The organism is Aeromonas lacus (genome assembly GCF_000764665.1).
In the GTDB taxonomy this organism is placed as follows: domain Bacteria; phylum Pseudomonadota; class Gammaproteobacteria; order Enterobacterales; family Aeromonadaceae; genus Aeromonas; species Aeromonas lacus.
Genome location: NZ_JRGM01000049.1, coordinates 1 through 13,941 on the forward strand (window position 1 = coordinate 1; position 13,941 = coordinate 13,941).

Here is a 13,941-nt window from a genome sequence, read left to right on the forward strand (position 1 = left end):
ATTCCAAATGTTAGGGCAGGCCGTGAAATAATTACTAAACATGTATCGTATACATCACGTGATGGTTCTTTTTCTTTGGTTTTTAAATTAAAGGCTGATATGAAAGAATTATCAATTGGAGATGCAACATTGGCTGAACTTGCTAAAAACATATCACACCTTGTTGTTAGGGAGACCATTTCAACTACTAAGAAAGTAGAAAGAAATGTGGTGTTTGAAATGTGGGATAAAGTAACTGGAAATAATGAAAGGGTATCCAGAAGTAAGCAGGTTGAGATTATATCAGAAGAATCCCTTACTGTTTCTGAATTAAAGGGTATTCTGGAGACCTATGCTGAGGAACATGATCCTCGGAGTAAGTGGGACAATGTTGGGTTTAAAACGGATGGTAGAGATGCGCCGACAAAGTGGTTTGATCGATATGTTGAAAGGAAAAAAATTCTGATCAAGAAAAATGAAAAAATGAATGAAAGTTACTTTCCAGCTAAAGTAATTCTTGGCTCACTGTTAAAAGAACGTAAGTCATTAATTAGTTTTACTGAGAAAAATAATGAAAATGTAGCTGATGAATACAAGGTAACTGTGGTGGCTTGATATGCTGAGAGTTTTCATGGCACAAATTATCTATTTAGTCGCGGGTATACTAGTCGCATACAGCTGTTTTGAGTATGTGTCATATTCAGATATATCATCAGTTATGTCAGTTCTTCAGAATATATCCGCTGCAATATTTACTATTGCAGGTATATGGATCGCTTATATTTACCCAGAGGCAATCACATCATTTACTAATCCTTCAACAGTTTCCTTGTTAAAAGGGACGGAAAGTACCAGAAGAATTGAATCATTAGTTATTATAATTTTTACTTCGGCATCAGTTCTTGTTTGTACTTTATTTTGCAGTCTGTTGTATGCGCTCTATTCAAACCATCCTTTGTTTGTGGAATATATACCTGAGATTAGATTTTTAAATGTTTGGTTGTTAGTCTTTTTATGTATAAATCAAATAAAAGCAATGTTATCCGTGATGGTAAATAATATTAAGTTTGTTGAGCGATTACATAGGCTAAAAACAGAAAAAGAAGTTGATGATGATTTATAAGCCCTGTGCCGATAAGCAGGTGATATTCAGAGTTTCCTGTTGGCCTTGCCATGACTCGATGCGTGGCGGTAAACGGACGATTACGCTGCGCTAATCGACCCTACATGATCTGGCTTATTGTTACCTCCCCCTCATCCCCAGCCCTTCTCCCGCAAGGGGAGAAGGGTGAAAATATGCGCCTCTGATTTGGTTTGGCAACCGGGCTTGGAATTGGCTCGGGCCATCCCCTCTCCCCTGGGAGAGGGTTAGGGTGAGGGGTTGCTATCTGTGTTGTAGGTTCGAATAGCGAAGCGTATTCGGACGTTCGCGAATAGGAGGTCGCTGCTGATTGCTCCGGACTTGCCCCAGACTTCACCTTCTCTTCACACAACCTCATTTTCCCCTCACAAATCCCCCGTATCTTCTGCTCACTGCTTAAAAGGCCCGGCTTGCCACAGGGGTGGCGAGGGGCGGTTGGTTCGAGGGAGCAAGATGATGAAAGGTTGGATGAAGTGCGGGTTGGCAGGGGCTGTGGTGCTGATGGCGAGTTTTTGGGGTGGCAGCGTGCGGGCGGCGGGGATCTCCCTCAAGCAGGTGAGCGGCCCGGTCTATGTGGTGGAGGACAACTACTACGTCAAAGAGAACTCCATGGTCTATTTCGGGGCCAAGGGGGTGACTGTGGTGGGGGCGACCTGGACGCCGGATACCGCCCGCGAGCTGCACAAGCTGATCAAACGGGTCAGCAGCAAGCCGGTGCTGGAGGTGATCAACACCAACTACCACACCGATCGGGCGGGCGGTAACGCCTACTGGAAGTCCATCGGGGCCAAGGTGGTGGCGACGCGCCAGACCCGGGATCTGATGAAGAGCGACTGGGCCGAGATTGTCGCCTTTACCCGCAAGGGGCTGCCGGAGTACCCGGATCTGCCGCTGGTGCTGCCGAACGTGGTGCACGATGGCGACTTCAAGCTGCAAGAGGGCAAGGTGCGCGCCTTCTACGCGGGCCCGGCCCATACGCCGGACGGCATCTTTGTCTACTTCCCCGACGAGCAGGTGCTCTATGGCAACTGCATCCTCAAGGAGAAGCTGGGCAACCTGAGCTTTGCCAATGTGAAGGAGTATCCGCAGACCATCGAGCGGCTCAAAGCGATGAAGCTGCCGATCAAGACGGTGATCGGCGGTCACGACTCACCGCTGCACGGCCCCGAGCTGATTGATCACTATGAAGAGCTGATCAAGGCGGCGCCGCAGAGCTGACCCGCGCTGTTTTTAAACATGCCGCAGCTTGTGGCAAGCGCAGCGTCGGTATAGAACACTGCACACCATCTTATGCAAAAGGGCCCGTTACGGGCCCTTTTGTTATCAGAGCAGCCACTGCCACCAGGTGAGGCCGATGCTCATCACCACGGCAAAGCCCACGATGGCGATCACCAGACCGATGCGCATCCACTCCGCGCTGGTGTGATAGCCCATCCCCATCAGCAGCGGGATGCGGGCGTGGGAGTAGGTGGCGAGGTTGCAGCCGACGTTGGTGATGGCGGCGATGCTGAAGATGGCGAGCTCTGCAGGCACGCCGACCGCCAGCAGGGCCCCGGCAATCACCGGCGCCAGCGCCACCACCTTGGCGGTGGCCGAAGCGAAGGCGTAGGAGGTAAAGAGGTAGAGCCCCATCACCACCAGCAGCATGGGAATGGTGCCGAGCCCGCCGAGGGTGCTGTGCATAAAGCCGGAGAGTTCATCCCCCAGCCAGCCGGTAAAGCCGACCCGCTTCAGGTTGTCGGCCATCCCCATCAGCACGCTGAACCAGATCAGGGTATCGAAGGCGGCGCTGTTGCCCTTCACATCGTTCCAGTTCAGCACGCCGAGCAGCAGCAGGGCGGCCAGACCGAGAAAGGCGACCGTGGTGGCATCCAGCCCCAGATTGCTGCCACCGACCCAGAGCACCACCAGACCGACAAAGACTGCGAGCAGGCTCTTTTCATGGCGGGAGAGGGGGCCCATTTTGGCCAGCTCCTCGCGGGCGAAGCGGGGGGCATCCGGCGTGTCGCGGGTCTCGGGGCGGATCACCATATAGAGCACCAGCGGCATGATCAGCAGCAGACCGATGGCGGGCGGCAGCAGATAGAGCGCCCATTCGCGAAAGCCGACCGTCAGCCCGGCGACGCTGGCGGCAATGCCGACCAGCGCCAGATTGCCGGCAAAGCCGGTGCTGAAGGCGACCGCCGAGGCGTCGTTCATGGCGCTGACGCTGGAGAGCAGGAACTGGCCCAGCTTGCGGTCATCCTTGTTGATGGTCTTGGCCAGCGAGTCGGCAATGGGGGCGACGATGGCGGCGCGGGCCGTGTTGCTCGGGGTGGCGGGGGCCAGAATAAAGTCGGCAACCGCCAGACAGTAGGCGGAGCGCAGTGTGGACTGGCCGAAGCGGCTGAGCAGCAGCAGGGCGATCCGCTTGCCAAGGCCGGTCTTGGCAAAGGCGCTGGCAATCATGAAGGCGATGACGATAAGCCAGATCAGCGGGTGGTTGAAATCGACCAGCGCCCCTTCTATGGCCGCCTTGGGGGTCGCTTCGCCGCCGGCATGGAGCACGGCGTAGAGCCCGAGGGAGAGGATGGCGATATAGCCGGTCGGCGCTATGTTGGTGACGATGACCAGTATGGTGGCGATAAACAGAATGGCGGTGTGGTAGGCCGCCGGTGCCAGTCCGGCCGGTGCTGGCAGTTGCCAGCAGAGGATAGCCAGCAGCACGGTCACGAGTGCGGCGAGCTGGGCGAGAGTGAGTTTTTTCATAAGATTCCTGTCCGGAATGAGTGGGGAGGGAGCGATTGAGGCCGCTTCAGCCCCCCTACTATAAAAGGGGTATTGATGGATGCCAAATCCATCAATTGCATCAAATTGATTTTTTGATTAATTGCTGGTGGTTATTTGGTCTTGGCTGGCCTTGTGGAGATGGGGTGGTGCAGGGCAATCGGCGGGCAATGAAAAAGTGGTGAACAACAAAACGCCCGGGATCGGGCGTTTTGCTCTTGGTTGCTGTGAGTGCCCGGGATTAAGGCTGTTCAAGGCGGGTGGGCTTTCATAAGATGGCGTTTAGTCATTCCCCGGAAAACCATAAATTTTCGTTATGCAATACGCCTCTCTTGCGCGCCTCAAGCAGGCGTTTATCACCGGGATGTGGGCCTCGCTGGTCAGCATCGTTATCGGCTTCGCCTTCAAGGTGTGGCTGGCGCAGTGGGTCGCCAAGGGGGAGCTGGCGCTGTTCAACAGCGTGGTGGATTTGATCTCCCTCTCCTTTATCCTGATGACAGGTTTTCGCTCCTCCATGGTGGTGAGCTACTCCCAGACCAAAAATGATCGGGACATCATCAATATCTTTCGCTACTTCCTCATCGGCATTGTGCTGCTCACCTGGGGAGCGGTGATCCCCTATATCAAGCACGGGCTCCATATCCGGGTGGAGTATCTGCAACTGGTGGGGGTCATCTTCGGGCTGGGGCTCAAGGTCTACTTCACCAATCTGGTGGCCATGTACCGGATGTATGCGCTCTCCAATCGGGTCACCTGGCTGGAGCCGCTGGCCAACGGCCTGCTGTTTATGGCCTGTTACTTTGGGCTCGGGATGGATGCGCTTGCCTCGCTCTTCTACGGGCTGACCTTCTCGTCGCTCGCCATCGCCGGTTATATGTATGTTTCGCGGCGCCGGGCCATCGCCACCAGGCCGCTCGCCAAGGTGGCGCTCGGCCCCGAGATGGTGAGCTATGTGAAGAAGAGCTTTACCGCCTCGCTGGAGGCGGGGGCCAGCATCCTGATGATTTACATCACTGTGCTGCTCACCATCCGCCACTTCAGCCTCGACGAGCTGGGGGATTTTCAGGTGGTGGTGCGCCCCATCTTCACCTATATGACCACCTTGTTCGTCTTCCCCATCTACCGCTTTGTGCTGCCTGAGCTGGCGGTCAATCTGCGCAACGGCGATCACCGCCAGATCAGGATGATCCGCAGCTGGATCTTCCGCCTCTCCACCATCGTCAGTCTGGCCTTCTTTGGCCTGATGCTGTTGGCGGGCAAGCCGCTGGTGCTGCTGTTCTTCCCCGCCGACTACGTGGGGGCGGTGCCGGTGCTGTTCCACTTCTCCATCTTCTTCATCTTTATGATGCTCAACGGCTATCAGCTCGCCTACATTAAAGCTCACGGCCACTTTACCCAGAGCCTGCTGATCCGGCTGGCGGGTATAGTGGCTCTGGTCGCCGCCTACTATCTGGTGGCCGAGTTCACCGCCAACGTGGTGGCGATTATCGTGGCGCTGGGCCTCGGTTATATGGTGATGTTTATTCTCTCGACCCTGGCGGAGCGGCAGATCCTGCGTACCCTGCCACCCGAGCTGGCGACGGCGCCCTAGCCGTTGCTGCGAAGGCTCGCAGTATCTGTGGGCAGAAGGGGTTGGCAGGAGAGGATGGGTTGAAGCGTCAAAGGAAAAAGAACGCCCGATCGGGCGTTCTCTTTTTATAGGGCTCGCAGCCCCGCTGTTGCCCCTTTATGGCATACGGGGCTTGGCGGTGGCCGGTATAAGCTGGAGTTGGGTCATTTCGGGAAAACCCATAAATCTTGCTTATAGTGAGCCGGTTTGCCGCTGCGCCCCTGCACGGCGGCAAAACCGGCCGCACAGGGGCTTGTTCCGGTTGGTATGTGCGTTATTGAATCGTGCTGTTGCACGCCTGCGACGCGAGGAGCTGTTGTACTGGTTGCAACCTGGCAATCAGCACATCCCGGTTGCCGGGTTTGTTGTTTACAAACATCGGACTGGGGTGGGGGCAGGTAAAGAGTGTGAGCTCGGGGGCAATAGTGGCGAGATGCTTCTCTGCCCGTTGAGCTTTTTTACCAACCAGCACGATAGCGCGCAGTTTTGGCAGCAGGCTCAAGAGGTCGGCCAACGAACGAATGCCCTGCTTGATATCAGAGGCGTTGGCCGCCCTGATCCGGGTATCCGAGCCGATGTACCACGGGACTATGTTCCAGATAACGATGCGTTTACGCTCAATTCCTGTGGTCTGGCACGCCAGAAAGAAATTCTTCGCCGTCTCATCCGGGTTGTTCATGGAGACAAAGGCAGAATTTCTGGCCCGGGGGCCCGGCGCCTCCAGCAGGAAGAGCACTTCGGCATTGATGCCGCCATCCCATGGGTCGAAGTTCGGAATGGCCGCATCCTCACCCATCTCTTCACGGTGTCTGCTGACAAATTGAGTCAGCGGGCGCATATGGGGTTCATCGAGCTGTGCCAGCCGGGCCTGCCTGATCTCGTCATCGGCCAGTATTTTGGGTTGATCCATCTTGTCCTCTCTGAGCGCTGTCAGTGTTTACGACCCTTGCCACCCTTGTTGCCAGCGAGGGCCTGCTTTCTGGCGCGCTGCTTCTGGGCCGCCTTGCTGTTGCGGCGCGGCTCGGGCTCGAAGCGGGTGAGGTCCGGCTCAAAGCCGGGGAACCACTGCTGGGGCAAACGGGTGTCGAGCACTGCTTCCACCTTCTCCAGCAGCGGCGCATCTTCCGGGCTGAACAGGGTGATGGCGAGCCCCTTGTTGCCAGCGCGACCGGTGCGACCGATACGGTGGACGTAATCCTCGGCCACAAACGGGAATTCGAGGTTAATCACGTAGTTGAGGTCCGTGATATCGAGGCCGCGGGCTGCCACGTCGGTGGCGACCAGCGCCTGCAGGGTGCCGGCGCGAAACTCCAGCAGCACCTTCTCCCGCGCGCTCTGCGACAGGTCGCCGTGGAAGGCGAGCGCATTGATGCCCGCCTTGCCAAGCTGCTGGGCCAGTTTGTCAGCCCCCTGACGGGTGCGGCTGAAGATGAGGGCCGGTGCCCAGCCTTTCACTTTCAGCATATGTTCGACCAGCGCCAGCTTGCGATCGCTATCCACCGTATAAACCCGCTGCTCCACCTCGGCTGCCGTGGTGTTGCGCGGCGCCACCTCGATAAGCGCCGGGTCGCGCAGCAGCACTTTGCAGAGGGCAAACAGGTTGTCATCGCAGGTGGCGGAGAAGAGCAGGGTCTGGCGATCCGCCGGGATCTGTTTGAGCAGCGCCTTGATCTCGTCCATAAAGCCCATGTCGAGCATGCGATCCGCCTCGTCAAACACCAGATGGCGCAGCGCGGCCAGACTCAAGGCCCCCTGCCGCAGATGGTCGAGCAGGCGGCCCGGGGTGGCGATCAGGATATCCACTCCGGCTTGAAGCGCCTCTACCTGCGCCGCGATACTCACCCCGCCGTAGACTTGGGTGCTGGTGAGACCTGTCCCCTGACCGTAGCGCGCCACGCTTTCGGCGACCTGCACCGCCAGCTCGCGGGTCGGCACCAGCACCAGTGCGCGGATCGGGCGGGGCTCTGCCTGTGGCTGCTGTAGCAGCTGCTCTAGCAGTGGCAGCACGAAGGCGGCGGTCTTGCCGGTGCCGGTCTGGGCGCCCGCCATCAGATCGCGCCCCGCCAGAATGACGGGGATGGCGCTGGCCTGCACCGGGGTCGGCGCGGCATAGCCCAGTTCGGTCAGGGTCTGCTGCAAGCGGGGGGAGAGGGCCAGTTCGGCAAAGGAGGCTGTGGACATAGGGGCACCAGTCGGGGTTATCGCGGCCAGCGGCCACGATGCAGTGAGTGATCGTGGCCGCGATGGTAACAGATAGAGGGGGAGTGGCAGAAGGCGGGCCAGCTTAGCTGGCGGTTTCGGCGTCGGGGTCGCGGATCAGGTGGATCCGCTGGCCATCGTAGCTGGCGATATTGTGTTTGCCCTGCTGTTTGACGTGATAGAGCAGCTCGTCGGCCAGATGCACCGCCTCGGCCACCGACAGGTAGTCGCGAATGCGGATCACCCCTGCCGAGAAGGTGATGGGGTCGGGCAGCTCGGCAATGGTGAGGGGGCGGGCGAGTAGCCGGGCGGCGGAGTGGCGCATCATCTCGTCATCATCCATCCCCTTGAACAGCACGATGAACTCCTCGCCGCCCCAGCGGATGGCGCTGTCCACCTTGCGGATATTGCTTCTGAGGTGGCGGGAAAAGGCGACCAGCGCCTGATCGCCAGTACCGTGGCCATAGGTGTCGTTGATCGACTTGAAGTTGTCGATGTCGAGGATCATCAGGTAGTCGTGTTCGTGCAGCATGGTGCGGTTGAGGATGTCGCGCCGCGGCAGCTGGGTCAGGTGATCGGTGTGGGCTAGGGTGCGCAGCCGCTGGTAGAGCTGCTTCCATGCCACCATCGCCAGCAGAATGATGATGATGTAGACCTTGAAGGCCGCGCTGTGGAGCGCCAGCTTGATGAAGTCGAGCCAGGAGTAGGACCACTTCAGATAGAGCACGGCGCCGCTCTTGGTCTGCATAAAGGGTTTGTTGAGGCAGAGATGAAAGGCGCGGCACGGCTCGGCGGCATCGAAGGCGATGGCGGTGCGGCTCGGGTTGAGATGTTGAAAGGGACGCAGCACCTCGTTGAAGGCTTCATCTACCGCGATGTCGATGGCCAGCAGGCCATATTTGTAGCCGCCGCGCCCCAGCTGATAGGTGAAGGGGAAGTACATCACTATGGTGTTGCGCAGGCTGAAGCTGTCTACCTCGATATTGGAGACCACCGCTTCATCCGTGCTGCAGAAGTGCCGGAGCTTGCTGAAGCTGGCGCAGCCGAAGTAGTGATACCAGGGGCGGAAGCTCATCAGATCCACCCGGACAGAGCCCAGCTTGGCGGGCAGGATACGCTCGTTGGCCACCATACCGATCAGCCGGTAGTCGTCCCAGATGGTGTAGATGTTGATCACCTCCGGGTAGGAGAGGGCGTAGCGGAAGGTGTTGAGGATATTGGCCGCCGGGTATTGCAGCGGGACATCGGCAAAGCGCTCCTTGCTCTTGAGGTCGTAGCCGTAGAGATAGTCGGTGCCGACGCCGCTCGGGGGCGGGCGCCGGTCGAGCGGATGGTGCTGTGCCAGATAGCTGGCGATGTTCTCCACCTTGAGGATCTTGGCCCGCTGGTAGAAGACGTCGAACACGTTCTTCTGCTTGGCGGTGATGAGGTTCATATCGTGCTGGATGTTGAGATAGGTGTAATAGAGGACGCAACCCAGCCCGCCCAATACCAGCAGGGCGAGCCCCAGCAGGGTGGCTCTGGGACGGTCGAGTCGAATCTGATACCAGGCCATGGCCGGGGTCTCTCCTGAGTGGGGTAAAGGAGCCGCAGGTGGCGGATTGTGGGCGTGGACATGATTGAGTATATGCCACCCCGCTCGGCGTCAGCCCCGGCGCGGCCGGCTATTCAACCTGCAACACCTGCTCGCTGGCCAGATGGTGCAACCACTCCCGCACGATCAGCAGCACGGCGGCAAACTCCCCCTCCCGCGGTAACTGGCTGGCGGCGAGGGGATCCCCCTCTGCCATGGCGGCCAGCTGGCCAAAGGCTTGTTCCACCAGTTCCCGGCTCATGGTGTTATCCCCCAGCACTTCGGCCAGCGAGGGCTCGCTGCGCAGGGTGAGGGGCAGACCGGGCGGTATTTCGGGGGCGATGCGCATCAGCTCATCTTCTACCACCATGATGGCGCGCTCCAGTTCGAGCGGGGTGGGCGGTGCGTGGCGAAATGGCCCGGGCTGGATGGCGCGGGTGCCGAAGGCGAGCGTCCAGCTGGCGAGGGGAGCATCGGCGTGGCCAAGCCAGACCTGACTGCGCTGCTCGCCAATCTCCAGTAACAGTGTGGTGTCGGGGGCGGGATTCATGGTGCGGAACTCCTGTCGGGGGCGAGTGTGACAACCCTCTTTTGATAACGCCATCAACCGGCTTTGGCGAGCACAATTTCTGCCACAGCCCCTCTGTTTTGCGAGTGGCGGCTCACTTTGGTGTGAACACCTTGCAATAAATTCCTGTTGTGGCAGTCTGGATGGCCAAATGAAAGTTTTTAACCACTCATTGCCACCGTTTCAGGAGTTCAGATATGGATATTCGTACCGCTCCCCGCGCCATTGCGCTCGCCCTGCTGCTGGCCAGCAGTGTTGCCACCGCCAACGAGGCGCTGGTGATCCAGACCGACTTTGGCCTCAAAGATGGCGCCGTTTCGGCCATGAAGGGGGTTGCCTTCGGGGTGGACCGCACCCTGCCGCTCTATGACCTGACCCACGAGATCCCGGCCTACAACATCTGGGAAGCCTCCTACCGCCTCTATCAGACCCTGCAGTACTGGCCCAAGGGCACTGTGTTCGTCAGCGTGGTGGATCCGGGTGTCGGCACCGATCGCAAGTCGGTGGTGCTCAAGACCAAGAGCGGCCACTACATCGTCAGCCCGGATAACGGCACCCTGACTCTGGTAGCCGAACACTTCGGCATCGACACCGTGCGCCAGATCGACGAGAAGACCAACCGCCTCAAGGGCTCCGAGAAGTCCTACACCTTCCATGGTCGCGATGTGTATGCCTACACCGGCGCCCGGCTCGCCTCCGGTGCCATCAGCTACGAGCAGGTGGGCCCGAAACTGCCTGCCGAGGTGGTGAAGATCCCCTATCAGGCTGCGGTAGCCGAGAAGGATGGCACCCTCAAGGGCACCATCCCGATCCTCGATGTGCAGTATGGCAACGTCTGGACCAATATCGACGATACCCTGCTGACCAAGGCGGGGATCAACAAGGGGGATACCGCCTGCATCAAGATCAGCGAAGGCTCTGCGCTGAAATATGACGGCAAGGCACCCTACGTCAGCAGCTTTGGCGATGTGCCGGAAGGGCAGCCGCTGGTCTACCTTAACAGCCTGCTGCAGGTGTCGGTGGCGCTGAATATGGACAGCTTCGCTGCCAAGCATCAAGTGCAATCCGGTGCCAACTGGCATATCAGCCTGAAGAAGTGCTCCTGATCCGCACATATATAAGTAGCGATAGAAACAGCAACGGGCGCCTCGGCGCCCGTTTTGTTCTCTGGTGATAAAGAAAGGGATCAGAACTCGTTGGAGAGCGCCTTGTACCCTTTGACCAGATCGATATTGGTGTGAGCCACGTCTTCGGAGAACTCGGCGGCATCTACCGAAACCCGCGGGAAATAGAGGGATCAGAACTCGTTGGAGAGCGCCTTGTACCCTTTTACCAGATCGATATTGGTGTGGGCCACGTCCTCGGAGAACTCGGCGGCATCTACCGAAACCCGCGGGATATGGGTCAGATCGCTCTGCTGGTTGATGCGGGTGGTGGATGGGACGTAGAACTCCGGTGGCAGATCGCAGCCATCGATCACCGAGTTGTGACGCACCACGGCACCGTCGCCGATATGGCAGTTGAACAGCACGCTGTTGAAACCGATAAAGACCCGGTTCCCCACTTCGCACGGCCCGTGGACGATGGAGCGGTGGGCGATGGAGGTGTATTCGCCGATGGTGACGGCGGCGCCAGATTTGGAGTGGATCACCACCCCGTCCTGAATGTTGGAGTTGGCGCCGATGACGATGGGCTCCATCTCGCCGTTGGCATCCACCTCGTCGGCGCGGATCACCGCGTAGGGGCCGACGAAGACATTCTCTTTGATGATCACCTTGCCGCAGATGATGGCGGTTTTGTCGATATAGGCGGATTCATCGATGACCGGCAGGTGGCCGGAGGGATTTTTGCGGATCATGTTACATCCTGTGGTTGCCAAGAGGAGTGCTTGGGTGGTGGACGAGGCGCCCACCGGTCGGTCAGCTTACCCCTCGTTGCCCCTCGGTGAAAGCCCTGACTGGTCTGACCCTTGTCGCAAGCAGCGCCGCGATCACTGTTTCCGCTCGCCGGAATATGGGAGCATGGCTGCCATCCCGAGAATCGGTTTGGATGGATATAAAGATGAAGAAGATGATGGCCCTGTTGGCTGGTGGTTTGCTGCTCTCCTCTGCGGTGCAGGCGAAAGGGGTGGCGGGTGACTTTGATTACTATGCGCTGGCGCTCTCCTGGTCGCCCGAGCACTGCGCCGTCAAGCCTGCGGACAAGGATCAATGTTCCCGCAAACTGGGTTTTGTGCTGCACGGTCTCTGGCCCCAGTATGATCGCGGTTATCCTAGCAACTGCACCCGCGAGCGGCTCGACGCCAACATGGAGCAGGAGTTTGCCGGCCTCTACCCCAGCCGTTTTCTCTATCGCCATGAGTGGGAGAAGCACGGCACCTGCTCCGGCCTGAGTCAGCCCCAATTTCATCAGCTGGCAAGCGACCTGCGCCAGAAGGTGAAGATCCCGGCGGCTTATCAATCCCCGGAAGAGCCGCTGCGCAAGAGCACCTTCCAGCTCAAGGCCGATCTGGCGAGCGCCAACGAGTGGCTGGCTCCCGACAACATCACGGTAGCGTGCGCCGATAGTGGCCGCTTCCTGCGGGAGATCTACATCTGCGTCAATAAAGAGGGGACGGATGCGGTCACCTGTTCCGCCGAGATGCAAAAGCGCGAGCGCCGCTCCTGCGGTCAGCCGGACTTCCTGCTGCGCAGCGTGCGTTGATGTGTCACTAGCGTGAGCGGGCCCATGATGGGCCCGTTCTATTTTTCCGCCATTTGCAGAAAGGAGTCTGGATCATGGATGCTTCTTCCCGTTTTGCTCGTCGCCTCGGTCTGCGTTACCCACTGATCCAGGCCCCCATGGCAGGTGTGCAGGATCACCGATTGGCCATCGCCGCCTGTCAGGCAGGCCTGCTGGGCTCCTTGCCGGCGGCCATGCTCGGCTGCGAGCAGTTATCCGCCCAGTTGCAGGCGATGCGGGCTGCGACCGATGCTCCCTTCAACGTCAACTTCTTCTGCCATCGGCAGGAGGAACCGAGCCCGGAACAGCAGATGCGCTGGCAACAGGCGCTCTCTCCCTACTATGCCGAGTTTGACATCAGCATCGCGGCAGCAACGGCTGCCGCAGCCAGGGCACCCACCCGGGCCCCGTTTAACGCACAACATGCCGAACTGCTGACCGGGTTCAGGCCGGCGGTGGTCAGCTTCCACTTTGGTTTGCCTGCCCCCGAGCTGCTTGCCAGCGTAAAGGCGAGCGGCGCCTATGTGCTGGCCAGCGCCACCACGGTGGCCGAGGCGCAGTGGCTTGCTCACCAGGGAGCAGATGCGGTGATTGCGCAGGGGTTGGAAGCGGGCGGTCATCGCGGCCATTTCCTCTCTGATGATCTCGCGCTGCAGCAGAGCACCTTTACCTTGCTGCCAGAGATCCTCGCCGCGATCGACCTGCCGGTGATCGCCGCCGGTGGTATCGTCGATGGCAAGGGGATTGCCAACGCGCTGGCGCTGGGGGCGAGCGCCGTGCAGATGGGCACCGCCTTTCTCTGCTGCCATGAGGCGACGACCTCGCCGCTGCATCGTGCGGCGCTTCACTCATCTCGAGGTGAGCATACGGCACTGACCAATCTGTTCAGCGGCCGCCCCGCTCGCGGCATCAGCAACCGGTTGATGCGGGAGCTGTGCCCGCTCTCGGATCTAGCGCCTTGCTTCCCTTATGCCAGTGGCGCCTTGGCTCTGCTGCGTGCTGCGGCAGAGTCCCGGGGGGATAGCGGGTTCTCTCCGCTCTGGGCGGGGAAGGATCTCTCCGGTTGTCGTGAGCTGCCCCTCCGCGAGCTGGTGGCGGAGTGGATAAAGGAGGCCGGGTTGGCGTGATTGTCTCTATATAAGTAGAAAAGAGAGCAAGCAGGAGAGGTGCATGGTTGGCGAATTGCGTGCTCAACCACCAGATAAGCGCTGTGTTATGGCTACGAACAATCCGGATTTTACGCCTTTCTGTGGATAAGTCTGTGCAAAGCTTGTTGGTTGATATGAATAACCAATAAAGTGCAGTTTTTTGCGATTTTATTGCATTTCAGCCCTTGCCAATGTGATCAATCTCTCTATAATGCGCCCCATCGACACGGCAAGCGG

13 protein-coding genes and 1 pseudogene are annotated in these 13,941 nt (G+C 58.7%); 7 read left to right on the forward strand and 7 right to left on the reverse strand.

The genetic code is table 11. From position 1 onward, the window contains the following. The 3 genes from LG31_RS21165 to cphA all read left to right on the forward strand — a co-directional run. Positions 1 to 594, forward strand: a 594-nt coding sequence (locus tag LG31_RS21165) for a hypothetical protein (RefSeq protein WP_161785971.1), incomplete at its 5' end; no start/stop codon positions are given. A 16-nt stretch (positions 595 to 610) separates the two neighbouring features. Beyond that, positions 611 to 1,102, forward strand: coding sequence for a hypothetical protein (locus tag LG31_RS20825; protein WP_152598325.1), 492 nt, complete (start codon positions 611 to 613; stop codon positions 1,100 to 1,102). A gap of 471 nt (positions 1,103 to 1,573) precedes the next feature. Continuing rightward, positions 1,574 to 2,338 (forward strand): CphA family subclass B2 metallo-beta-lactamase, encoded by a 765-nt coding sequence (gene cphA, locus LG31_RS0107080; RefSeq protein ID WP_084059561.1) that lies wholly within the window; start codon positions 1,574 to 1,576, stop codon positions 2,336 to 2,338. A gap of 105 nt (positions 2,339 to 2,443) precedes the next feature. Here cphA and LG31_RS0107085 read toward each other — a convergent pair whose 3' ends face one another. Continuing rightward, positions 2,444 to 3,868, reverse strand: a complete 1,425-nt coding sequence (locus LG31_RS0107085) for a DASS family sodium-coupled anion symporter (protein ID WP_033113785.1) — start codon at positions 3,866 to 3,868, stop codon at positions 2,444 to 2,446. A 334-nt stretch (positions 3,869 to 4,202) separates the two neighbouring features. Between LG31_RS0107085 and LG31_RS0107090 the strand changes: the two genes are divergently transcribed. Next, on the forward strand, positions 4,203 to 5,477 hold the full coding sequence (locus LG31_RS0107090) for a lipopolysaccharide biosynthesis protein (RefSeq protein WP_033113786.1): 1,275 nt from the start codon (positions 4,203 to 4,205) through the stop codon (positions 5,475 to 5,477). Positions 5,478 to 5,769: 292 nt separating this feature from the next. On the opposite strand, the gene LG31_RS0107095 is transcribed toward LG31_RS0107090, so the two are convergent. From LG31_RS0107095 to LG31_RS0107110, 4 genes are all read right to left on the reverse strand, one after another. Then, positions 5,770 to 6,405: a uracil-DNA glycosylase gene (locus LG31_RS0107095; RefSeq protein ID WP_033113787.1), complete on the reverse strand. Its 636-nt coding sequence runs from the start codon at positions 6,403 to 6,405 to the stop codon at positions 5,770 to 5,772. Between the two features lie 20 nt (positions 6,406 to 6,425). Further along, positions 6,426 to 7,676: a DEAD/DEAH box helicase gene (locus LG31_RS0107100; protein ID WP_033113788.1), complete on the reverse strand. Its 1,251-nt coding sequence runs from the start codon at positions 7,674 to 7,676 to the stop codon at positions 6,426 to 6,428. 103 nt (positions 7,677 to 7,779) lie between these two features. Further along, positions 7,780 to 9,249 carry a GGDEF domain-containing protein gene (locus tag LG31_RS0107105; RefSeq protein WP_050513423.1) on the reverse strand — a complete coding sequence of 490 codons (1,470 nt, stop codon included), beginning with the start codon at positions 9,247 to 9,249 and terminating at the stop codon, positions 7,780 to 7,782. Positions 9,250 to 9,358: 109 nt separating this feature from the next. Further along, positions 9,359 to 9,817 carry a hypothetical protein gene (locus LG31_RS0107110; RefSeq protein ID WP_033113789.1) on the reverse strand — a complete coding sequence of 153 codons (459 nt, stop codon included), beginning with the start codon at positions 9,815 to 9,817 and terminating at the stop codon, positions 9,359 to 9,361. 215 nt (positions 9,818 to 10,032) lie between these two features. Here LG31_RS0107110 and LG31_RS0107115 point away from each other — a divergent pair, with 215 nt between their 5' ends. Further along, positions 10,033 to 10,941 (forward strand): SAM hydrolase/SAM-dependent halogenase family protein, encoded by a 909-nt coding sequence (locus LG31_RS0107115; RefSeq protein ID WP_033113790.1) that lies wholly within the window; start codon positions 10,033 to 10,035, stop codon positions 10,939 to 10,941. Between the two features lie 80 nt (positions 10,942 to 11,021). On the opposite strand, the pseudogene LG31_RS21825 reads toward LG31_RS0107115, so the two are convergent. Then, a pseudogene (locus tag LG31_RS21825) lies at positions 11,022 to 11,120 on the reverse strand (carbonate dehydratase); the annotation flags it as partial. A 12-nt stretch (positions 11,121 to 11,132) separates the two neighbouring features. Next, positions 11,133 to 11,693, reverse strand: a complete 561-nt coding sequence (locus LG31_RS0107120; RefSeq protein ID WP_005343397.1) for a gamma carbonic anhydrase family protein — start codon at positions 11,691 to 11,693, stop codon at positions 11,133 to 11,135. Between the two features lie 203 nt (positions 11,694 to 11,896). On the opposite strand from LG31_RS0107120, the gene LG31_RS0107125 reads away from it, so the two are divergent. Together LG31_RS0107125 and LG31_RS0107130 are read left to right on the forward strand one after the other, a co-directional pair. After that, positions 11,897 to 12,538 carry a ribonuclease T2 family protein gene (locus tag LG31_RS0107125; protein ID WP_033113791.1) on the forward strand — a complete coding sequence of 214 codons (642 nt, stop codon included), beginning with the start codon at positions 11,897 to 11,899 and terminating at the stop codon, positions 12,536 to 12,538. A gap of 74 nt (positions 12,539 to 12,612) precedes the next feature. Continuing rightward, entirely contained in the window at positions 12,613 to 13,683 is a 1,071-nt protein-coding gene (locus LG31_RS0107130; RefSeq protein ID WP_033113792.1) for an NAD(P)H-dependent flavin oxidoreductase, read from the forward strand. Positions 13,684 to 13,941: the final 258 nt, after the last annotated feature.

Coding starts and splice junctions, on each gene's coding strand:
- LG31_RS20825 (WP_152598325.1), top strand. CDS start 611: ATGGCACAAATTATCTATTTAGTCGCGGGTATACTAGTCGCATACAGC.
- cphA (WP_084059561.1), top strand. CDS start 1,574: ATGATGAAAGGTTGGATGAAGTGCGGGTTGGCAGGGGCTGTGGTGCTG.
- LG31_RS0107085 (WP_033113785.1), bottom strand. CDS start 3,868: ATGAAAAAACTCACTCTCGCCCAGCTCGCCGCACTCGTGACCGTGCTG.
- LG31_RS0107090 (WP_033113786.1), top strand. CDS start 4,203: ATGCAATACGCCTCTCTTGCGCGCCTCAAGCAGGCGTTTATCACCGGG.
- LG31_RS0107095 (WP_033113787.1), bottom strand. CDS start 6,405: ATGGATCAACCCAAAATACTGGCCGATGACGAGATCAGGCAGGCCCGG.
- LG31_RS0107100 (WP_033113788.1), bottom strand. CDS start 7,676: ATGTCCACAGCCTCCTTTGCCGAACTGGCCCTCTCCCCCCGCTTGCAG.
- LG31_RS0107105 (WP_050513423.1), bottom strand. CDS start 9,249: ATGGCCTGGTATCAGATTCGACTCGACCGTCCCAGAGCCACCCTGCTG.
- LG31_RS0107110 (WP_033113789.1), bottom strand. CDS start 9,817: ATGAATCCCGCCCCCGACACCACACTGTTACTGGAGATTGGCGAGCAG.
- LG31_RS0107115 (WP_033113790.1), top strand. CDS start 10,033: ATGGATATTCGTACCGCTCCCCGCGCCATTGCGCTCGCCCTGCTGCTG.
- LG31_RS0107120 (WP_005343397.1), bottom strand. CDS start 11,693: ATGATCCGCAAAAATCCCTCCGGCCACCTGCCGGTCATCGATGAATCC.
- LG31_RS0107125 (WP_033113791.1), top strand. CDS start 11,897: ATGAAGAAGATGATGGCCCTGTTGGCTGGTGGTTTGCTGCTCTCCTCT.
- LG31_RS0107130 (WP_033113792.1), top strand. CDS start 12,613: ATGGATGCTTCTTCCCGTTTTGCTCGTCGCCTCGGTCTGCGTTACCCA.